Annotated in this window: 18 protein-coding genes; 5 read left to right on the forward strand and 13 right to left on the reverse strand. The window is 47.4% G+C overall.

The window, feature by feature from the left end:
* Positions 1-34: 34 nt before the first annotated feature.
* The 3 genes from CHH60_RS05840 to CHH60_RS05850 form a co-directional block, all read right to left on the reverse strand.
* Entirely contained in the window at positions 35-328 is a 294-nt protein-coding gene (locus CHH60_RS05840) for a hypothetical protein (RefSeq protein WP_095358340.1), read from the reverse strand.
* 143 nt (positions 329-471) lie between these two features.
* Complete coding sequence (locus tag CHH60_RS05845; RefSeq protein ID WP_095358341.1) at positions 472-2205, reverse strand: ATP-binding cassette domain-containing protein; 1734 nt, start codon at positions 2203-2205, stop codon at positions 472-474.
* Positions 2202-3047, reverse strand: coding sequence for an ATP-binding cassette domain-containing protein (locus CHH60_RS05850; RefSeq protein WP_141236938.1), 846 nt, complete (start codon positions 3045-3047; stop codon positions 2202-2204). The genes CHH60_RS05845 and CHH60_RS05850 overlap by 4 nt, the downstream gene beginning before the upstream one ends.
* 113 nt (positions 3048-3160) lie before the next feature.
* Between CHH60_RS05850 and CHH60_RS05855 the strand changes: the two genes are divergently transcribed.
* Positions 3161-3751 (forward strand): biotin transporter BioY, encoded by a 591-nt coding sequence (locus CHH60_RS05855; protein WP_095358343.1) that lies wholly within the window; start codon positions 3161-3163, stop codon positions 3749-3751.
* A gap of 174 nt (positions 3752-3925) precedes the next feature.
* Here the strand turns inward: CHH60_RS05855 and CHH60_RS05860 are convergent, their stop codons facing one another.
* Positions 3926-4696: an SDR family NAD(P)-dependent oxidoreductase gene (locus CHH60_RS05860; RefSeq protein ID WP_095358344.1), complete on the reverse strand. Its 771-nt coding sequence runs from the start codon at positions 4694-4696 to the stop codon at positions 3926-3928.
* Between the two features lie 139 nt (positions 4697-4835).
* Between CHH60_RS05860 and CHH60_RS05865 the strand changes: the two genes are divergently transcribed.
* The gene (locus CHH60_RS05865; RefSeq protein ID WP_255247836.1) at positions 4836-5465 is read left to right on the forward strand and encodes a TetR/AcrR family transcriptional regulator; all 630 of its coding nucleotides are present in this window, start codon (positions 4836-4838) and stop codon (positions 5463-5465) included.
* A 75-nt stretch (positions 5466-5540) separates the two neighbouring features.
* Here CHH60_RS05865 and CHH60_RS05870 read toward each other — a convergent pair whose 3' ends face one another.
* The 6 genes from CHH60_RS05870 to CHH60_RS05895 all read right to left on the reverse strand — a co-directional run bounded on the left by CHH60_RS05870 (position 5541) and on the right by CHH60_RS05895 (position 13858).
* Positions 5541-7796 (reverse strand): FAD-dependent oxidoreductase, encoded by a 2256-nt coding sequence (locus tag CHH60_RS05870; protein WP_095358346.1) that lies wholly within the window; start codon positions 7794-7796, stop codon positions 5541-5543.
* Positions 7797-7801: 5 nt separating this feature from the next.
* Positions 7802-8647, reverse strand: a complete 846-nt coding sequence (locus CHH60_RS05875) for a carbohydrate ABC transporter permease (protein WP_095358347.1) — start codon at positions 8645-8647, stop codon at positions 7802-7804.
* A gap of 22 nt (positions 8648-8669) precedes the next feature.
* Positions 8670-9551, reverse strand: coding sequence for a carbohydrate ABC transporter permease (locus CHH60_RS05880; RefSeq protein ID WP_095358348.1), 882 nt, complete (start codon positions 9549-9551; stop codon positions 8670-8672).
* A 263-nt stretch (positions 9552-9814) separates the two neighbouring features.
* Positions 9815-11128, reverse strand: coding sequence for an ABC transporter substrate-binding protein (locus CHH60_RS05885; RefSeq protein ID WP_369680177.1), 1314 nt, complete (start codon positions 11126-11128; stop codon positions 9815-9817).
* 153 nt (positions 11129-11281) lie between these two features.
* On the reverse strand, positions 11282-12037 hold the full coding sequence (locus tag CHH60_RS05890; RefSeq protein ID WP_095358349.1) for a response regulator transcription factor: 756 nt from the start codon (positions 12035-12037) through the stop codon (positions 11282-11284).
* 18 nt (positions 12038-12055) lie between these two features.
* Positions 12056-13858 (reverse strand): sensor histidine kinase, encoded by a 1803-nt coding sequence (locus tag CHH60_RS05895; RefSeq protein ID WP_095358350.1) that lies wholly within the window; start codon positions 13856-13858, stop codon positions 12056-12058.
* Positions 13859-14308: 450 nt separating this feature from the next.
* Between CHH60_RS05895 and CHH60_RS05900 the strand changes: the two genes are divergently transcribed.
* Together CHH60_RS05900 and CHH60_RS05905 are read left to right on the forward strand one after the other, a co-directional pair.
* Positions 14309-16033: a cellulase family glycosylhydrolase gene (locus CHH60_RS05900; protein WP_095358351.1), complete on the forward strand. Its 1725-nt coding sequence runs from the start codon at positions 14309-14311 to the stop codon at positions 16031-16033.
* Between the two features lie 125 nt (positions 16034-16158).
* Positions 16159-17058, forward strand: coding sequence for a manganese catalase family protein (locus CHH60_RS05905; RefSeq protein ID WP_095358352.1), 900 nt, complete (start codon positions 16159-16161; stop codon positions 17056-17058).
* A 71-nt stretch (positions 17059-17129) separates the two neighbouring features.
* Here CHH60_RS05905 and CHH60_RS05910 read toward each other — a convergent pair whose 3' ends face one another.
* Positions 17130-17519 carry a hypothetical protein gene (locus CHH60_RS05910; RefSeq protein WP_141236939.1) on the reverse strand — a complete coding sequence of 130 codons (390 nt, stop codon included), beginning with the start codon at positions 17517-17519 and terminating at the stop codon, positions 17130-17132.
* Between the two features lie 565 nt (positions 17520-18084).
* On the opposite strand from CHH60_RS05910, the gene CHH60_RS05915 reads away from it, so the two are divergent.
* Positions 18085-18390, forward strand: coding sequence for a hypothetical protein (locus CHH60_RS05915; RefSeq protein ID WP_217989974.1), 306 nt, complete (start codon positions 18085-18087; stop codon positions 18388-18390).
* An 84-nt stretch (positions 18391-18474) separates the two neighbouring features.
* Here the strand turns inward: CHH60_RS05915 and CHH60_RS05920 are convergent, their stop codons facing one another.
* Together CHH60_RS05920 and CHH60_RS05925 are read right to left on the reverse strand one after the other, a co-directional pair.
* Positions 18475-20439: a sucrose-specific PTS transporter subunit IIBC gene (locus tag CHH60_RS05920; protein ID WP_095358355.1), complete on the reverse strand. Its 1965-nt coding sequence runs from the start codon at positions 20437-20439 to the stop codon at positions 18475-18477.
* 26 nt (positions 20440-20465) lie between these two features.
* On the reverse strand, positions 20466-21941 hold the full coding sequence (locus tag CHH60_RS05925) for a glycoside hydrolase family 32 protein (protein WP_095358356.1): 1476 nt from the start codon (positions 21939-21941) through the stop codon (positions 20466-20468).
* Positions 21942-21945 lie beyond the last annotated feature (4 nt).

Consider the following 21945-nt stretch of genomic DNA (forward strand, 5'->3'; position numbering starts at 1 on the left):
GTGATTTATTTTTGTATACGATGAACTGCTCCAATTATTCCGAATATTGAGGCTTAGTTACGCGATCAGGAACCGATTCGTCGAAGACATCCTGACCCGGATAATCCCGTACTTCCCCTTCATGAAGCTCGTGGTTCTCATAGTCAAACCGATGTGCGGATCGCTGATCCATTCGCCACGGCGAACTCTTTCCAAGTGATTCTGACAGTAACGATGAGCCGTAAGGCCCTTCCGGAAACTCTTCCAGTGCGAGATCATTCCGCTGCGACTCCACCGTGGACAGATCGGTATATTCGCGCCGTTCTTCGTACAAAAATTTGTCCTTCATCGTTCGTCCCTCCATATCCGCCTTGAGGTATCCAAAGCACGTCTATTTTGAGCGAAAACCATACCATTTATGCATCATCCCTGGAAAACACTGCGTTTCATATTTTGATTCATAGAATGAATCTGAGCATTGCTCTCTCGTCATCACTTACGTATCGATATAAACAAAACAAATACAATAAGTCCAATACAACAGATGATCGTATCCCTTTTGGACCATACCAACAGGGTAGAACGTACGCCAAGCATCGGATTTTCCCGCACTTTCCGCATCTCCATGGCAATCGTCATATCTTCAGCTCGCTGCAATAACGACATTAATAAGGGGATAACCATCGGTCCGATGTCCCGGACCCGAACCGTATTGGGTTTCAGGACAGCTTTACCGCGTGATCGAACGATAAGCGAGAAGCGCTGCCACTCGCTCCAGATCATCGGGATAAACCGGAAGATCAATGAAACGGCAAGTGCAAACGAAGCAACAGGCAGCCTAATTTTTTTACCTATGCCCAGCACCCAGTTTAACCCTTCTACCATTCGGCCATAAGGCGTGGTTAGCGAAAACCAGAGACTCGCCAAAGTAACGATAAACAGACGAAATACATTCAGGAGTGTTGCCTCCGCCTGCAGCAAGGAAAAACCGAAGCGTAGACTCCCTCCCTCTGTAGCAAGCGTGGTTCCAGATAACGCTGTAGATATAATGAAGAACAGCAATAAGGGCTTCATTAACTTCACGCAGCCTGCCAGAGTCTGACGGGGCAATATACTAAGCGCCAAAACGACTGGTACCAGTGTGAGGGATAACCCAATCCAGCGGTGCTGCAGCATCGCTGCCGTTACGAGCAGAATATACAGCAGCCATTTAAGACGCGGGTCCATGTTACGGTAAAGGCCATTGGGTGGAGTTGCCTCTTGAGCTTCAATGGAATGCTCCATTTTTGCTAACTCTTGCTGGCTCGCTTCACTTGTCCCTGGCACACTCCTGGACTGTTCTCCCTGCTGACGAAGCTCATTCGAAGCCTGGAAAGAAGTCTGAGCTATACTTGCAGCCATCTCTTCAGGTGTCATTGCAGTGGGCAAGTCCATACCAGCCGCTCTCAACTGCTGGGCAAGTCGCATGGAAGGCGGCAACCCGATCTCCGCCTCTTCCAGCAGTTCGGGATGCATATGAAGTTCTCTCGGTGTAAGATCCGCAATCAACCGTCCTTCTCGCAGCAAAAGAACACGATCCGCAATCGGCAAAAATGTATCCAGGTCGTGCGTGGCCACAATGGCTCCCTTACCTACATTCCGGTGCCGTTTAAGCACGTCAAGCAGAAGCAAAACGCTCTGCGCTTCCAATCCAGCGCTGGGTTCATCAAGCAGAAGCCACTCAGGCTTCGTTGCCGTCCCGAGTGCGAGGCCGAGCCTTCTTCGTTCACCACCGCTCAGCGCAAAAGGAGATCTATCCGGATTGAAGCGCTGTTTCATCTCATCTGGATCCGTTGGCGGATCCCATTGTACAAGCGACTCGGTCATCTGGCATTTCTTTTGTTCATCCGATAGTGGGTACGGGCGAAGCGAGTACGAGAATTCCCGCTGAATGCTTCGGGCAAATAGCTGCTGCTCGGGAAACTGGAACACCAATCCCATCTGCAGCAAAATAGACCGCGGTACCTTGCCATTTTGCCAGAATGGTTCACCGTTCAATGCAATGTGACCAGCACTTGGTGGTTTGAGACCTGCTATGGTCTGCAATAAAGTGGTTTTACCGGATCCTGTGCAGCCTAATAACAGGGTTATTTCACCGCTGTTAAACTGGATGGAAAGGTCCTGCAAAAGCGCTCGTGTTCCGGAGTCAGGCGCTTCTAGGGTTAGGTGATCCAGTTCAATAGTCATCGGGCAGCCTCCTCCACCAGTTGTTCTGGCCGGAGTGGTGTGGCGGCTTGATTCAAAAAACCTTGCTGTTTGAGAAGGAGAGCTGTTTTTACTGTAAAGGGTGGGTCCAGTCTCAGTCGCTCACAGGGTGTACGTTCCTCAGCCATGGTTGCCGGGGGAGTCTCGACCGTACTTCCATAGAAAAATGACGATGGTATCCCATCATATACACATTGTCCTTGTTCCATAGCCATAATCCGATTACTTAGAGTTGCTTCTTCCAGGTGATGCGTTATCCAGACAACTGCGGTTCCTTGCCGGACGACAGATTCCACAATGGATTCTATCCGCTCTCTCGCTCCCGGATCCAGCATGGCTGTAGGTTCATCCAGGACAAGAACATCCGGCTTCGAGGCCAGGGCTACCGCAATATTGAGCAGCTGCTTTTGACCGCCAGACAAACGAGATATGGATGTGTCCGGGGAATATTGAAGGCCAACCATATGTAAAGCGTCTTCTCTACGCCGTAATTGTTCCTCTACGGAATCAACGAACGGCGATAGACTGAAATGAAACTCTTCCTCAATCGTATCTCCAAGCACCTGCGCATCAGGCTGCTGAAGCACTCCGCGAACGGCAAGCTCAGGAGCGGCCTGTCTTGTTCCGCCTGATAGTTGTGTGAAGCCGATCAGCACTGCGGCCAGGGTACTTTTCCCGCTGCCATTGGCTCCCACAATGCTGATCCATTCTCCGGGATATACGTTCAGGGAAACCCCATCGACTGCCTTGCGAACCTGGCCGGATTCGGCAGCATAATGAACTCGCGCTTGTTCCAGTGTAATTAAAGGTATAACGTCCTGCATCGAAATTTGGTCCTTTCCCTTTTGCTTCTTTTGTGGTACGATCCAAATCGTTAACCACCGTTTCCTGTTTTGGTTAACAATAAGATTACCAAAATCGAAAGGATTGTTCAATCATGAAATTATCTTTGCGGGGTATTGTATTTAGTGCACTCATGGCAGCTATACTAGTTCTTTTTGGTTACATAAGTATTCCCATCGGTTTCTCACCCGTCCCTATTACGCTGCAGACACTTGCCGTCATGCTGGCGGGAGGATTACTGGGCCCGTTATACGGTTTTCTGAGTATTGCTCTTGTCGTTATTTTGACTGCTCTAGGGTTCCCACTTCTGCACGGGGCCGGCGGCCTCGCCGTACTCCTGGGTCCAACAGGCGGATACGTCATGATGTGGCCTTTCGCAGCCCTGCTCATTGGATTATTGCTGGCACGAATCAAGCTGAAAGGGATCGGCGGTTATGTACTGGCATTTGTCGTGTTTGAACTGTTCGGATCGCTGCTGATCTATGTTTCGGGCGTACCTTGGCTGGCTTATGCCTATAAAATGTCTCTTCCGGAAGCCATGATTCAAGGTTTCTATCCTTACATTATCGGAGATCTGATCAAAGCAATCTTTGCTGCGATCATTATCGCCCCAGTTCGTATGGTATTCCCACCGCAGCGACTGACAGGTAATCTGAATTCGACCATTGTGAAGGCAGATTCCTAAGGAACACATCGTATAAAAATTCTCAAGCAAAAAAGTCGTTTCCGCGTGATAAGGTACTTACATTCACGCTGGAAACGACTTTTTAAATACAATCAGGAACTTAGCTAGTGAATTGAAGCATGAAGGCGATCCTTGCCCCCAGCTCTAACGACCAGTTAGCGAACCGAAACTATTTTATCGTGAAGTGTATCCTGCATCGGCATGAATTGTCGTGCCAGTCACATATGAAGATGCATCGGATGCGAGCCACAGACTTGCTTGAGCAATCTCGTCAGGTTGTCCAAAACGATTCAGCAAACTGAGCTGTGGTGCATACTCTTCTGCCGTGAAGCCGAATTGATCCAGTGCACCACGCAGCATCGGCGTGTCGATCGCGCCTGGAGCAACCGTGTTGACACGGATATTGTGCGGTCCGTTTTCCATAGCGGCAACTTTGGTCATGCCGACAACACCGTGTTTGGCAGCAACATAAGCGATGTTGTTTGGTTGAGGACGGAACCCGCTCACGGACGAGATGTTAATAATGGATCCGCCCTTGCCTTGTTTCAGCATCTGCTGAAGCTCATATTTCATGCAGAGCGCAGTACCTGTCAGGTCAACGGACATTAGGCGGTGCCAGTAGGCTTCGTCGAATTCCGCTGCTGGTTTATCATCCGGAGTAAGGGCGGCATTGTTCACAGCCACATCCAGTTGTCCGTACGTATCCACTGCAAATTTAACCATAGACTGTACTTCTTCGGATTTGGAAATATCCACTTTCACGAAAGCGGATTCACCGCCTTCCGCACGGATTGCTTCCACAACAGCTTGTCCCTTTTCTTCGTTAAAATCCGCTACCACGACTTTGGCTTTGGCTGCGGCAAACAGTTTAGCTGTTGCTTCGCCCATGCCCATGGCTGCACCTGTTACGATTGCTACTTTTCCTTCCAAAACGGGAAATGTCATTATGAATACCTCCAATTTAATATGAATTCTAAACAATCCTCAATATATCCATATCATTACCCTTATTCAATCCGTAATATGTCCTTATCTGTATGTTACTGTACAAAACATGACGTTCTGTTCATTAAGTTGCGTCATTATGACAATTCAACCATACTGTAATAGAGGTGATTATATGATGACCATGCAGCTGGACAAGCGCATTCTGCGCTCCAAATCTGATATTAAACATACATTTTTGCGTTTACTTCAGGATAAACCTTTTCAACAGATCTCCATTTCGGAGATTGTAAGGGAAGCGAGCTATAATCGGGGAACATTCTATGCCAATTTTGCAACTAAAGAGGACCTGCTAGGTGAAATTATTCAGGATGTTCTCGAAGAATTTGTTAATCAAATCAAGCATCCCTATCGGTACATAACGAGAGTTAACCTGAAAGAAATGCACACCGAAGACATCACATTGTTTCTGTATTTGAAAGAACATGCTTCTATATATAAGCTGCTGCTTAGTGACCATATCCAGGTTGATTTTCGCTACCAACTGGCGAAGACGATCGAAGACCTGTTTGTCGCTGAATATGAATATGAACTGGAGGAAGGATCACGGATTGATCCGAAGTGGCTGTTTATCTACCGGGCGCATGGCGTTGCTGGACTGTTGATTCGCTGGATTGAAGAGGACTTCCCCACCACTCCTGAGTATATGAGTACTCAAATTGTAGAATTAATGCTGCTATCCACAGCAGTTTTCCATGTAAAAAAGTAATCCCTTGATCGCTTTAACCCATTCCATTCGAGACAAATTTAAAATGAAAGGGCAGCGCCGTCGGCGCTGCCTTTTTTAGGAATATACACGGACTTCAATTAGCTCGGCACAAGGAGCGCCGTTGGTCTCCTCAATTACGATACGTAACGTTTTAGTTGATAGACTATCCTTCAAACCCATTCGGTTTGTTCGTTTACGATTGTCCTTTACGGATTCAACCAAAACCCGTTTGCTTTCCACCTCTGCCTCGATCCGGTACGCTTTTACGAGCTCCGGAATAATCTCGAACGGAGTCCGGTGATGATGCAGATTAATGAGATCTTCATTCACATCATCATTCCACGTCAGAAGAATCTCACGGATGGACACCGCATGCTCCCATTCCAACTCCACCCAGGCTTCCCCGTTTTCGTTCTCATTCAGAGGAAGGGACATCCAAGAATGAGGGCCGCCATAAGGGCGCTTATAGCCATCGATTACTTTTTCCGGCAGATAGGCATCCGTCTTTCCTGTAATTTTAAAACAAAATGGTTTGCGGTTCAGCGCCTTCATGCTCCAAGCAACAACGGGCTGAGACTCATCGTGATCCTCAAGGGAAGCGACCGCGTGCGGGGCAGCACCCTTCTCAAAGGCCAACACACCAGTTACTTGCTGACTAGATTGATAGAGTCTAATTCTGTCATTCTGCCTGATAACAACAAATGCATTCTGCGACTGGACAGGCTCCCATTGGATGTTAACATGAACCCATTGCTCTTCACCCTGAGCTACACGAATGGTCTTTTCGGTAATCTGTTTTGCTGGAACGTAGTTCTCTTCACGCCCTGTATCCCAGAGTTCTACTTGGAGTTCTGTATCTTCCTCTGCCGATATCAGTAACTCCATCCCCTGAAGCGAAGGATCAACAGGGAATAGAATTCCGATATCTCTCTCCAATCCATAGGACGCTGCCGGTTGATCAATTGCAATGGTCATACACGAGGTTGAAGCAGTTACTACAGCCTTAGGAGCCAGGTCCTGCCTGTCTTCATTTCTCAAACCGATGACCGATGCATCCTGCCGCAGCAGGGTCTGCTGCAATTCCTCCAGATGCTGGCTATGAATCAATTGTGGCGATACCCCTTTGGCTGCGCATAGCGCAGCAGCCGTCCCGGCAGCTTCACCCATCACCGCACAGGTAGCCATAACTCTCGTCGTACCGAAGGCCACATGTGAAGCACTTACATTTCTTCCCGCAAAGAGCAGGTTCGACACATTCACTGAGTACAGTGAGCGATAAGGAATATGATAGATGCCGTCGGCATGCATATGCTTGGAACCGCTGGCTTCGGCGTACATGCCCTGCGGTGGATGCAGATCAATGGACCACCCGCCAAAAGCAATCCGGTCGGCAAAAGGCTCCTGAGCAAGAATATCATTTTGGTTAAGTACATAATCTCCCACAAAACGTCTGTATTCTCGTTTCCCCGGAATGGAACCCACCCACTCCAGTGTCATCGTTTCTGCATCAAACTGCCCTGAATTTTTAATATAATCCCAAATGCCGTAAATGACCGACCAAAGCTCATCCCGGATCCGTTCATTCTCGTGAACCGTGTCCAGCTCCCCTCCCCATTCAATCCACCAATAGTGACAGCCTGAATCACCGCTGCGAATGACACGTTTGATTGGAATGGGCGTTTCCTCAATGTTTTTGGCAAAGGACGGCGGCACGAAACGAACAGGTCTACCTACATCCTGTGTGTAAAATAGCAGCGTACTTCCCAGCGTTATTTGATCCGCCGTCTCAGGCGCCCACTCTTCTCCATATTCATGCGCCGCCTCCCGGCCCAGACGATAGCGAGCTCCTGCCAGAAATCCGACTAAGCCGTCTCCTGAACAATCCAGAAACACCGGACTTTCAAAGCGAATGCGCCGTTCCGATCCCATCATCCACCCCGTCACCGATCGAATATGGCGGTCTTCCTCTGTTCCTTCTGCTTCCACCTCGTGTACATCCGTATTCAAAAACAGGCTGATCCGCTCTTCCGCTCGAACGGCTTCCATTAGAACCAGATCCCACAAATAGGGATTGCCTTCCGGATTGCGGTACTGGTTCTCCAGAAACAGCTCCCCCATGATGCCCGTCTCCCGGGCATACCGGTTCGTTCCATGTGCTGTTGCTCCGCAAACCCACACTCTCACTTCACTGCTTGAATTACCGCCAAGCACAGGCCGGTTATTAATTAATGACACGGTACTTCCCAATCTCGCCGCTGCGATGGCAGCACAGATGCCCGAGAGCCCCGCCCCGACAATCGTAATATCACTGTTAATCTGTTCAGTTCTCATGTTCATCACCCTTTCACGGCAGAATTGGTCAACCCCTGAATGATGTAACGCTGCCCTATAGCAAATACAATGATCATGGGGATAATCCCCGCTGAAGCAGCAGCCATCATGCCATTATAATCCACCGTATTTTCCAATATGAAATTTTGCAGTCCCAGAGGTACCGTATACAGATTCTCGTCGATCAGAAATACAAGTGCATTCTCATAGTCGTTCCACTGCCAGGAAAAATCAATAATGGCCAGTGTGGCAAGCGCCGGCTTGGCAAGTGGAAGAATCAGGCGAAAGAATATGCGGAAATGTCCCGCACCATCAATAAAGGCTGACTCCGATATTTCATTCGGAATGGACAGGAAGAATTGACGAAGCATGAACACCCCGAAAATGGTGAACAAACCAGGCAGAATCAATGCCAGATGTGTATTATAGATTCCCGCCCACTCAAACATGATAAACTTCGGAACGAAAAGCACTTGCGGCGGAATCATCATCATCGACAGATAGAGCAGAAACAGCGTATTCCGACCCTTGAATTCAATTCGGGCGAATCCGTATGCGGCAAAAGCGGAAAGAAATGTCGCGCCTACCATGCCAATGATGGATATCTTGAGTGAATTCAAATAATACGTGGCGAAGCTTTTAGCGCCTGACCATACTTTTTGATGATGCTCCCAGGTCAGATTGGATGGAATCCATTCAATCGGATACTTAAAAACTTCAGCAGGTGTCTTCAGCGAGGTGCTGATCATCCATAGAAAAGGAATAATCATGACCACGGCCAGAGCCAACATGATGATGGTGATGAACAAACTGCTTGGCTGCAGGATGGATAGGCGTTTTTTGAATTCCATTTCTTCGGTCTCCCCTCATCATTTAATAATGGACCCAGCGTTTTTGCCCTACCCACTGAAGAACGGTAATCAGCAGAATAATGGCGAACAGTGCCCAGGAGACCGTAGCGGCGTACCCCATGTCGTAATAACGGAACGCATTCTGGTATACATACAAAGACAGGATGGTTGTACTATTACCAGGTCCCCCCTGTGTCGTGGCCTGGATGATTCCGAACGTTTTGATAGCCATGATCAGTCCGGTAATTAGCAGCAGAAATGTGGTTGGACTAACCAGAGGCCATATGATTCTGCGCAAAATCTGAAGCGGTCTCGCTCCATCGATCTTGGCTGCTTCCAGCAGTTCGGATGACACTTCCTGTAAGGCAGCAAGGTAAATAATCATGTTGTAGCCCAGCATAAACCAGATCCAGATGATATCGATGGCGTACATGGAAGAGGTTGTCGTGGAAAGCCATCCCGGCGGGTTATCTACGCCAATACTGCGCAAGAAACCGTTGATCGGACCCTGATTCGGCTGAAACAGCAGCATCCAGACAAATGCCACGGCCACTCCGCTCGTGATATAAGGCATAAAGTACAACCCGCGCAGCAGCTTTTTCAGATAAATCTTTTGATTCAGGATCACGGCTACAATAAAACCAAGCACAATTGAGACAGGTACGGCGAGCAAAAATATCAGGGTATTACGCAAGGATAGAAAGAACAGCGGGTCTTTCATCAGTCGCTTGATATTGTCCAAACCTATAAACGTCATATCCGGGTTCATAAATTTGTAATCCGTGAACATGAGACCAAAAGAGTAGATGGCCGGGATCAGGAAAAAAAGCAAAACGCCCAGCATGTTTGGACCGACAAAAATATATCCCAGCATGCGCTGTCTTCTCATCCAGTTGTTGTGCATTGTTCTTCGCCTCGTTTCTTCCAGGGATAACCCAAGTCTACCAACCCGGCAATGTTCCCATAAGTAACAAATCCACCTTGTTCATAAAACAGAATGATGCAAAAAATGCTTTGCCACAGGCGGTCCGATCATAGAGAAACATCAATTTGTTCTATTCTGCAAATGCCTATCCCTCTGCTGTCAAAACAAAGAGACTGCCACCATAAATATGGAGCAGTCTCGATATTTCAACCTTTTGGAGTACACGAATAATGTTGCTCTTTTTATTTGGCCGTCTTGAGATAATCATTATGTCTGGAGACCATTGCGGAGATCGTTGTGTCCAGATCCTGTACGCCCAGAAAATACTTTTCGTACTCCTGCGCTCGCAAATCCATCACTTCCTGAGGCACAGTCCGGACATAGGTTGGGGTTTGATAATCAAACATGACATACATGAGTGACTCCAGATCATACGTATCTTTCTTGTCCCCAAGCATGCTCTCCATCGCCTTATCCTGATCTGCATCCTTGGAAGCTGGGAATCGTCCTCCCTCAGCCATTGGGGCCATGCCGCCATCCGCATACCACTTCAGAAATTCCCAGGCTGCTTCCTGATGTTTCGATTTGGCATTAATGGAGATGTAATCTCCCAGTCCACCTCGCATAACATAGCCTTCCTTATCTTCAGACAAACGCGGTACCGGTGCGAAGGCGATGGTGAAATCCCGCGGGTAATCGGTAAAATTGTTCGAGCTGCGTAGAAGCCATGCGCCAATGTTAAGCATAGGTACTTCCCCGCTCAGAAACATCTGCTCCACAGGCATTTTCGACGTCAGCTGCTCTCCGAGCGGCGGTGTCGTTTTATCCTCAGCCATCATGGCATTCAGGGTTTCCAACCATTTTCTCACCATGGGATGATCCAGGTTAGACGTTCCGTCTGCTTTGGTATACCCTTCCTGTGACAGGACGGAATCCATCGAATCAACGAACGGTTCTGTGTTTTGAATGAACCCATATCCACTATCCTTTTTTAGCTTTTTCGCATATTCTCTCATCTCATCCCAGGTCCAGTCCTTCGGGACAGGCAGATTGGCCGCATCGAGTGCTTCCTTGTTCAGTGCTACGAAATAAGTGCTCTTCGTGGTAGGGACACCATAATACTTCCCATCAATTTTCCAGCCCTCCGCATCAGGACCCATTTTCTCGTCGATGTTGTAGTCGGTGAAGGAACTCAGGTCAGCCGCAGCACCGGATGCTACCCTCTTGGCCGTATGGGAAATCGTATAGTTCACAAATAAATCCACATCCTGACCTGTCATGATGGCGGTATCCAATTTAAGATTGCCTTCGTCATCATTCACATAACGCACATATTCAATCTGTGTTTCGGGATGCTCCTTGTTCCACACATCGATGACTGCCTGCGGCCCCGCTTCAGGCGGTACGCCTCCCCACATTTTCAATTTGACTGTTTCACCCGCATTGTCAGACGCACCGGTCTGAGCATTGGAACCTGAATCATTGGAACAACCTGCGATCATGCCCACAACAAGGACAAGTGATACCATTCGTGCTACCAAGCCTTTTTTTCTCACCAAGAGACGACCCCCTCGTAAATTCTGGATTGAAGTTTGCAACTTAAGGATAGCAAATGAGTGAGAATGGTCGTAAGTAACAGAATCATGATTGCCATGGAACAGAAATACACATTTGAAACCGTTATCATCCTTCAGTCAAGTCATTTTGTTCTATTTCTGATGACGATACTGACTCGGGGTTGTACCCGTCATTCGTTTGAAGATTTTGATAAAATAATTATCGTTCATAAATCCGACCTGGTGGCCAATCTGGTTCACAGGCCAATCGGTATCCGTCAGATACTCGATCGCTTTGTTTATTCGTGTTCGATGCAAATAATGAATCAGCGTCTCCCCGGTCTTCTTTTTAAACAGGGCACTCACGTAGTTTTCCCCCATCATGACGTAACGTGCGAGGAACTTCAGTGTAATATCCTGATCATAATGCTGCTCAATGTATTGGATGATCTTATTCACTTCCGGATGTGTAATTTTCTCCTTGGGCGCTGTGGACGCGGGACGAATGGCCCGCTCTTGTGGCACTCCGTTATTCGATAATTCCTTGCTTACCTTAACAAGGGTTTCCCGCAAATCCTTCACACTCATCGACAACTTCAGAATGTAATTGGAAGCTCCGTATTCCATCGCCTGCCGCATGGATTCAAAATCGCCCATACATGTCAGCATGACAAATTTGGATTGGATGCCAGCCTTCCTTGTTTCCTGAAGTAACATTAATCCGTCCATCTGCGGCATGACAATGTCACACAGAACAAGATCCGGAGGATCCTGCTTAATCATTGGTAACGCTTCCAATCCATTGCTTGCTTCTCCTGCTAGCGTGAACCCCATGTCCTCCCAACGAATGATCTCCTTCACGGACTCCCGGACGAATGTCTCATCTTCTACCAGTAATACTTTCCACATCGTAGTCCCTCCATTCCGTTAATCCTCGTCATTCTTGTTGCCCAGGTTTTGGTTCGCATATGGTTCGGACAACAAAACAGGCAGATGAATCCGGCACAGTGTGCCCTGTTCCAACGAGATCACCTCAAGCTCGCCTTTGTCCTTGAATAGAAGTCTTAGTCGCTCCCTTATATTCTGCAGCCCAATACTCGGTCTCTGACGACCCTGCTCCCTGTTATTCTTCGAATGATCCATTCCTACCCCGTTATCCTCGACCTCCAGCGTCAAACGATCAGGCACAGCTGCATTTCTAAACATCCGGATCTGGATCCGGCCTCCCTCAGCCATATTGCCAATTCCGTGGCGAATCGCATTGTCAATCAAAGGCTGCAGACTGAGCTTGGGAACCAGGGCATACAGCAACTCTTCGTCATAACTGAACTCTATAGCAAACACATTTCCATATCTGACTTGTTGGATATACAGAAAAGCTCGCGTCAGATCCATTTCATCACGTAAGAGAATGAGATCCACATCTGAATTGAGGCTGGTTTCCAGCAATTTACCGAGTGAAAGACATATTTCCACCGTTTCTTCATTCCCGTTCCGCAGGCCGATCCATTTCAATGTATTGAGCGTATTGAGCAGAAAATGTGGATTCATCTGAGCCAGAAGCATCTGAAAATGGACGGCATCCTTCTGCCTTTCTTCGGCACGAAGCTGTTGAACCAGTCGGTTCATGTCTACCATCATCGTATTGAAGGTCCGTGTAAGATCCAGCACCTCTCCCCGGTGATTCTCCTCTGGCAGCCGTATGCGGAGATCCTTGCCAACCGCTTCTTTCATCTTGACCTGTAGACGGGACAACGGCCTTGTAAATGTATAAGCAATCATGAAAGCAATAGCAATAAAAAGGGCCGTGATGGCATAAAAAGTTGCAAAATAATGCTTCTTCAGGCTTTCAATCTCACCAAACAACAATTGTAAGGGAATCCGGTTTATCATATACCAATCCAGTGAAGGCAGATAACTATAGTTAATGAGTGATTCACTCGATTTGTCAGTCCAGTATCCATTACTCGGCTCGCGGGAAACCTCCCGAACAACTTCAACAGGCAGCTTAGATTCGGAGTTGGAACGAGCAATCACTTCACCCTGGCGGGTCATGATAAAGTAGAGCTGGTCACTCTCGGACTTCTGCAATACAGACTGAAACCAGTAGGAGAAATCAATACTGATTCTTGCCAGTCCGTATGTATTGTTATTCCGGTCACGCAGTTTGGCGTACAAGGATAACAGGGTTGGGCTCCTGGTCACATCACGAGATACGTAATTCTCATCATTCGATGTCCACACATATGAGGTTCCGCTGTCCTGAAGAGCCAAAAATGAACGATCCGAGGCAACAGTTTCATAATCTAGCGGGACCTTGGGCTGATATGAGGTGTAGATATGCCCGTCTTCATCGAGCAGCGTAAAATAAACAGATGGATTGTAGAGAAAAAAACTGTTATTCAATCCTTTGAATTTGTCCTCCATACGCTCCTTGTTATCCAGGATGTTGCGCTCGCCAGGGTTTTGCAGAATTCGGCGAACCTCGGAATCCTGTTCCAGGAAGATCAATGTTTTGAAAGCGATACTGAGCTGATCTTCCAGCGACTGGTGGAGATTATCCAGCTGTTCATGACTCTGTTCACTGATCTTCTGCTGCACAAGCGATTCAATTTTTTCGTAGTTGTACAGATTGAGAATGCTGAATGGAAGCAGAATGACAAGCGCGAATCCTGCAAACAAACGGTATTTGAGCTTGTGGGGGATCATCCATCCCAGCCACTTCCGCATATGAACCGACTCCTTTGGCTGCCCTCTGGTGAACTTATTATATCACCCTGTTCATGCAGCTGGACGGCTGATTTTGCTAACGATATCTTCATTTTAAAGAAGGCTGCACTCCAGTCATAGAAACATATTTCTCATTGCATAGAACATATCTACACATTAAAGCCCGCTTCTCTTCGAAAACTTATGCTTTCATATACGAAAAGTTTATTCATCCTATTATCGTGAAATGGATCACTAATTTACAACTGATTTCTGTTCCAATTGTGATGGTATTCGCTTCTTTTATTCTATGTTATATTAACATCTACGAAAACGCTTTCAATACATATTCTGGAGGTGATCCTTCCTTCGTACACCCTGTCTGGACTGTTTTATAACTGAGCTTTTTCTCCATCTGAGCAAGCATAATTTATCAGTTCAACTATTCCAAGAATGAAGGAGATACTGTTAATGAAGAAAAATCGTAAAAATGTTCTATCCCTCACACTGATCACAGCACTGATTCTGTCTCTGTTCTCTTCTGCCATGGCCTCTGCAGCTCCTGATCACAAAGGCAAGCCAAGTAAACCTGCTGCCCCAACCAAAATCCAGTCCTACGTCAGCGCCATGGAACCAGGCTGGAATTTGGGTAATTCGCTCGACGCTGTGGGCGAAGATGAGACGGCCTGGGGTAACCCGCGGATTACCAAGGAACTGATCAAGCAGATTGCGAAGCAAGGTTATAAGAGCATTCGCATTCCTGTGACCTGGGAAGCCCACATCGGCGACGCACCCGACTACACCATTGATCCCGCCTACATGAAACGTGTACAGGAAGTTGTGGATTGGGCACTCGATGCCAATCTCTATGTCATGCTTAATATCCACCATGATTCCTGGCGATGGGTCAGTTACATGGAGCAGGATCATGACCCTGTGCTAGCACGCTATAATTCCGTATGGACGCAGATTGCGAACCAATTTAAAAATGCTCCTTCCAAGCTAATGTTCGAAAGTATTAACGAGCCCCGTTTCACAGAAGGTGGAACAACGGATGCCGCAGTCGGGTACCGTATGCTCGATGAGCTTAATACGTCTTTCCATCAAATTGTAAGGTCTTCTGGCGGAAACAACAAGACACGTGCACTCGTACTCCCGACAATGCACACCTCATCCGCACAAGCCGATCTGGATGCATTAAATGAGACGATCACGAAATTAAATGATCCTAACATTATTGCAACAGTTCACTATTATGGCTTCTGGCCATTTAGTGTGAACATCGCTGGTTTTACCAAGTTTAATGAAGAAGTACAAAAAGACATCACGGATACATTCGATCGCGTATACAACGCTTTTGTAGCCAAAGGCATTCCAGTTATTGTAGGTGAATATGGCTTGCTGGGCTTTGATCAGCATACGGGTGTCATCGAACAAGGTGAGAAACTGAAATTCTTCGAATTCGTTGGACAGTATCTGCGTCAAAAGAAGATGACCACTATGCTGTGGGATAACGGGCAGCATTTCAGTCGTACAAACTATACTTGGTCTGACCCTGATCTCTATAATACGATGAAAGCGAGCTGGAAAGGTCGTTCGTCCACAGCCGAATCCGATCTGGTGCACCTCAAAAAAGGAGCAGCCGTTCAAGATCAAACGATCCGATTGAATCTAAATGGAAACACCTTCAAATCCCTGGCTAACGGTAACAAAAAACTGTCTAAAGGCAAGGATTACACGATTAAGGATAACGTGCTGACCCTTAAATCCAGTCTGTTAACCAAACTGACCGCTTCCGGCAATCTTGGTGTCAATGCGAAGCTTACAGCGAAATTCAACAAAGGCGCCGACTGGAACCTGAATATCATTACGTATGATACGCCTGTGCTGGGCGATGTTACAGGAACTACCGATTCTTTTGCAATTCCAACCACATTTAACGGAAACCAGCTGGCCACGATGGAAGCGACTTATGCCACAGGTGGTAACGCCGGGCCGCAAAACTGGACATCCTTCAAGGAGTTCTCTTACACCTTTAGCCCGGATTATAGCCGCAATATCATTGAACTCAAACCAAACTTCTTCAACGAAACCAATGATGGTGAGGTTATTCTCAAATTCCACTTCTGGAGTGGAGAAGTACTCACCTACAAAATAACGAAGGACGGCACAAGTGTTGTTGGTAAAACGTCCTAGTCACAAATGCGAACGTTCTGTTCAGAGCAAGGCTCTGACAGAACGTTTTTGTTTTGACCAAAGTCCGAATAACGTACAAGTCATGCCTCATACCTTTACAGTAATTTGGCTTGAGGAGGCAATATATGTTTAAACGGGTAGACCGCCTTGCAATTGAACTGCCGATCTCCAATAACCCTGACCCCAATGGAGCAAGCGCAGTCCAGGAACTGCTTGGTGGAAAGTTTGGCGAGATGTCCACGTTAAACAACTATATGTTTCAGTCCTTCAACTTCCGGGGCAAAAAAAAGCTGCGTGCCTTTTATGACATTGTGGCAAGTATTACGGCTGAAGAATTCGGTCATGTGGAGCTTGTCGCCAATACCATTAATCTGATGCTGGTTGGTACTACTGCTCCAGGAGACCCTGATACCACCCCGCTTCGTGCAGGTAAGGATGCTCGAATCACTTCACATTTCATTGAATCGGCTCAGACTGCGCTCCCGTTTGATTCCATGGGCAGACCCTGGAACGGTTCCTATGTCGTGAACAGCGGCAATCTGATCTTCGACCTGCTGCATAATTTTTTCCTCGAATGTGGTGCACGTACCCACAAGATGAGAGTATACGAGATGACGGATCATCCAACTGCCCGGGAGATGACCGGTTATCTGCTCGTCCGTGGTGGCGTACATATTCTCGCTTATGCCAAAGCGCTGCAGATTGCAACTGGCGTTGATGTGACCAAGATGTTCCCTATTCCCCGCCTGGACAATAAGGTGTTTGATACGACCCGGAAATGGGAAGCCATGGGTGAACATCGTAGGCTTTACACCTTTAGTGACAAGGACTACCAGAACATCGCCCAGATCTGGAAAGGCACACATCCGACAGATGGCGGAAAACTGGAGGCATTCGCAGGGCTGCCCGGACACAGTGGCGCTATTCCCGATCTGCCGGACCTGCCGGAAGAATTCGCCCCTGGCGTCTCTGCGGAAGATCTGTTACAGATTGCAGAACGGCTGAAGCGGCAAGCAGGTTTGTAGAGCCGAACATATGTCAAGCGGTCATCTCATTATTCGAGATCACCGCTTGTTATTTTTGCATGACCGACCTATCACAATACAAACGATATATCACCACTTCGGCTGTGTATGACATATGAGGCTCCCAACCCGCGGTAAACCAGCTGAACCGGATTCAGGCTGCTTGTAACTACATAAAGCCGCTGCGGGCACCAGCTATGGCATAATTGAATGTCCTGACAGCACTCTGGCAGATTTCTTTCAAATACAAAGGCATGTTTCACCGCCCAATCTATAGCAACGGGCGTCTTGTCTGCCGAACCAGAGGGATAGAGGCGATACACAGAGATTTTACCGATCAAATTAGTCAGCTGCCGTTCCTCTTCTGCATTGTGGACAAGCACGATTACATCCATTCCCCTCTTCAGCAATAAACGAACAAACTCCATACCTGCTGAGCTCTGTCCCGTTGAAACTAACATTACAGCGTCTTCCACCATCGTACTCCCTCACCTTCGTCTCCAAGCCAGCAAGAATAAATATCCTCTGACACGGTATGAGCGAATCATAGTCCTGTACTCGCAGGTCTGCAAGGCAGTAAGGGAACGATTTACTGCGTAAATCAACCAATTCTGGCGAAACTCAAGTTCATTTTAACCATAATCTACTCCTGGCTTCATCTAGCTTCAATTTACCGTGGAGGAAATAAGCCAATGAAATAAACGGATGTAATCAGCAAAAATAGCAGACCGATCCCGATTTAATCGCTTACATCACGGAAATGTCCACCCGGAAGCACTTAAATGCGGTAAATAAAAGACCCCCGACACTTTACTTCATCGTCACTCAGCCGTAACATAAATCAATGGTTGAAGAACTTAAAGTCGCATACATTTGATGGAGGTTGGTGGCGTGTTTCCGAGTTGTGAACTCATAAATCAAATAACAATAAACCATGAAATGAAGATTACTTCCATGGAAATCATTCGGTACGATATGCGAAAGCTGCCCTTACTCCCTCACAAACATTCAGACAGCTACTGTAGATTGTTCAAAATTTCATGTGGAGGCATTCACGGATTTGCAGAATTTAATTTACCGAGAGGTTCAGAGCCCGCCGATCTGGTCAAATGGGCTACGGTATTCGGAGGGTTAAAAGGGCTGGAACCGAAGCAAGCTATCCACTACATCACCGAGCACCAATGTCTGTGGGGAGAGGTTCGTACTCATTTTCTTCTAAAATGCCTGGACAATCTGATCTTCAATCTGGATAACTGCGGGAATTTGCCTATGAGCCAGGAACAGGTGCGTGCCTTTTTGATGGAATATGCATTCACCTATTATTCGTTTTAATACACTTGTTACATGAAGGAATAGCAAAAAAAGCAGGCAATGAGTCTGGTCAAATTCATCAGCTCTCTCTGCCTGCTTTGGTCATTATTGTTTAAACTTCACGACAAGGATGTTGTCCCCATTCGCCTGTACGCTGCCAATCTTGGCCGTCTGCACTTCTTCTATCATTTCATTTCCGTTCGGGATCAGAACGGGAGTGATGAGTGGCAGCCCCGCAGCCTGGATTGCGTTCATGTCGAACTCAATCAATAACTGTCCAGCGGTGACTACCTCTCCGCTTTGGACATGAGCGGTAAAGCCCTCTCCCTTTAGACCTACGGTATTGATTCCAACGTGAACAAACATCTGCAGGCCAGTCTCATGCTCCAGAATGACAGCGTGCTTACTCTTGTTCATCACATGGGCTACGACGCCATCAAAAGGTGCGAACACTCTACCCTCCGTAGGCTCAATGGCAATCCCCTCTCCCATATGCTTCTCTGAAAATGCAGGATCAGGCACGTTGGCCAAAGCCACCGCTGTACCGGTCATCGGCGAAGCAATTTCTAACATATCCACCTGAGGCCGATGTACAGCTGTTTGATTGATACGATCATCCATACCTGCGGTTTGGACAGCCGAAGGATCACTCTCACTGCCACTCTTCGTTGTCTCTTCTACAGCAAGTGGCTGATCCTTGTAACCGAAGAACCAGGTTAACGCAAAGGCTACACCCACAGCAACCACATTCACAAGAATGTACAGAGGCAGCTGACTGTTCAGATACAGCAATGTACCCGGAATCACCGTTACGGCCATGCCTGTACCCTTCAGATGGAACAAGGATGCGAGAAAACCACCGACTCCGCCACCAATCAATCCCATAATGAACGGTTTCATGAAGCGCAAGTTTACCCCAAAAATGGCAGGTTCACTAATCCCGAGAAAAGCGGATAAGGACGATGGCAGGGCAAGTGCCTTGAGTTTCGTATTCTTTGTTTTTAATCCTACCGCTAAACAAGCGGCTCCTTGTGCAGCCATTGCAGAAGTTACGATGGCGTTGAACGGATTATAACCGGTTTTCTCCAGCAGCTGGATTTCCAAAAAATTAAAGATATGATGCACACCGGTAACGACAATAATCTGATTGAAGAAACCAATAATTAATCCGGCAATACCGAATGGAAGGTCCAGGACAGCTGTCGTCCCATGCAGCACCCACTCTTCAAGCGAATGAAAGACAGGACCGATGGCAAAGAGTCCCAATGTGATCATAACCGTTAGTGTGATAAAAGGCGTGAGGATCAGGTCCAGTGCCTCCGGCACGCGTCTTCTCAAAACCTTTTCGAACTTCGCTCCAATAAGTCCCACAAAAAATGCAGGTAAAACGGACCCCTGATAGCCTACAACGGGTATAAATCCGAACATGTGCAATGCTTGAGCCGATCCATCTGCCACAGCATAAGCATTCGGCAGTGCCGGATTGACAAGCATCAGTCCGAGCACAATCCCGAGCACAGGGCTGCCGCCAAATACGCGGAATGCAGACCAGGCCACCAGTGCAGGCAGGAATGCGAATGCAGTGTCCGTCAGAACTTGGGTAAACAACAGGAAATTGGGCGAAATGTCCTCAGGGGTTGCACCGAACAAGGACAAAATCTCATTCTGGGTAAGCAGTCCGCGCAGCCCCATGAACAACCCTGTAGCCACCAGTACAGGAATAATAGGTACGAACACATCTCCGAACGTGCGGATTGCTCGTTGAAATGTATTGCCTTCCTTTTTCCCCTGATTCTTCACATCTTCCTTGGAGGTACCTTCGATTCCAAACTTCTCGACCTCTTCAAAGATTCGGTTCACGGTACCCGTCCCAAAAATAATCTGATACTGTCCGGAATTGAAGAAGGCACCCTTGACCTTGTCTATATTCTCGACCTGCTTCTGATCGATTTTCTCTTTGTCATTCACCATAATGCGAAGACGTGTCGCGCAATGGGCAAATGATGCGATGTTATCTTTGCCCCCAATGGCTTGAATGACTTCCTTGGCTATTTGTTGGTTATCCGACATGGTAATTCATTCCCCTCACCTGATATCTAGTAATCCCATTTGGTCGCTTTGAACTCAGCCTTGCCTCCACTCGCAAAAAAGCGAATTCCCGTACTTTCGGGGCTTGGGAAAATTCGGCTTGTGAATACCTCTTCCCCATCATTGACAAAGATTTCAACCGATGACGTATCTACAAACAGTTGTAACTTGATCCGATCTCCGTTCAGTTTGCACTGGCGTACCGTGCCATTCATGCCCCCCATTGGAGCACCTGATAAGGTTCGGTCCAGTATCAACTTTTGCTGGAGACGGTCGTATTGCAAAACGGTCTTTTCTTCACCGCCTGTTCGAAATTCAATCCCGAATCGTTCAGCATCAAAATGATTGATTTCACACTCCAGCTCATAGGCAGTGCCTCTGAATGCAGCAACACTTTCAGATCTGTTCTCAAGTGTCGTTTGATAACGGTGCCCCTCGGATTGTTGACGCAATTTCTTCATCTCATCTACAGGCTGCTGAATGAGTTTGCTGTCTTTCAAGGACAACTGGCGCGGGATCGTAAGGCAATGTGCCCACCCACTCGCATCAGTTGGATACTCCACTTCCGGAAGTCCCATCCATCCAATCAATATGCGTCTTCCGTCCGGCGCTTCCATCGATTGTGGCGCATAAAAATCGAACCCGCGATCCAATTCCTGAAAACGATCATGATCAAACTCTATTGTCTGTAGATTCAATGGCTCACCAATCAGGTAACCTGACTGAAAAATGTTGTTGTACAAATCCCCGTCACCTTCGATACCCTGCGGTGAAAAAAGAAGCACGCCCCTGCCATTCATCTCAAAGTAATCCGGACACTCCCACATATAGCCGAATTGGGAGAGATGCGTCTGGATCTCACCCAGAAACTCCCACGTGGTGAGGTCGGATGATTGATACAACACCGCGCATCCTGTCATGTCTGTCCGCTGTGCTCCAATTACACAATAATAGGTATCCCCATCCTGCCAAACCTTCGGGTCCCTGAAATGTTCTGTGTATCCGGACGGTACTGACGATATAACAGGCTGCTCGGCTTTCACAACTGAACCGCTTTCATCCATTATCGCCAAGCATTGAAACGGATGTCTGATCCATGCTTCATCCCTGGTATTGCCTGTATAGAGCAAATGCAGCTTGTCATCCTTGACAATGGCACTTCCTGAGTAAGCCCCGTGCGAATCGAACTTATCACCGGGACGGATGCCGATGCCCACCTGCTCCCAGTTCACAAGATCTGTCGAGCGAACATGATACCAATATTTCATTCCGTGCTCTGTTCCCAGAGGAAACCATTGATAGAAGAGATGATAGTGTCCTTGGTAGTATGAGAATCCGTTAGGATCATTGAGTAAACCCGTAACAGGTTGAATATGATAGGATTGTCTCCACGAGCAAGCGGAAATCAACGCTTTCAGCTTATCAATCTCTCCTTCTTCCGCCTGCTCAATGAATCGGTAGCGCTGCTCTCTGGTCATTTTCATAACA

The organism is Paenibacillus sp. 7523-1 (assembly GCF_002276415.1).
GTDB lineage: Bacteria > Bacillota > Bacilli > Paenibacillales > Paenibacillaceae > Paenibacillus > Paenibacillus illinoisensis_A.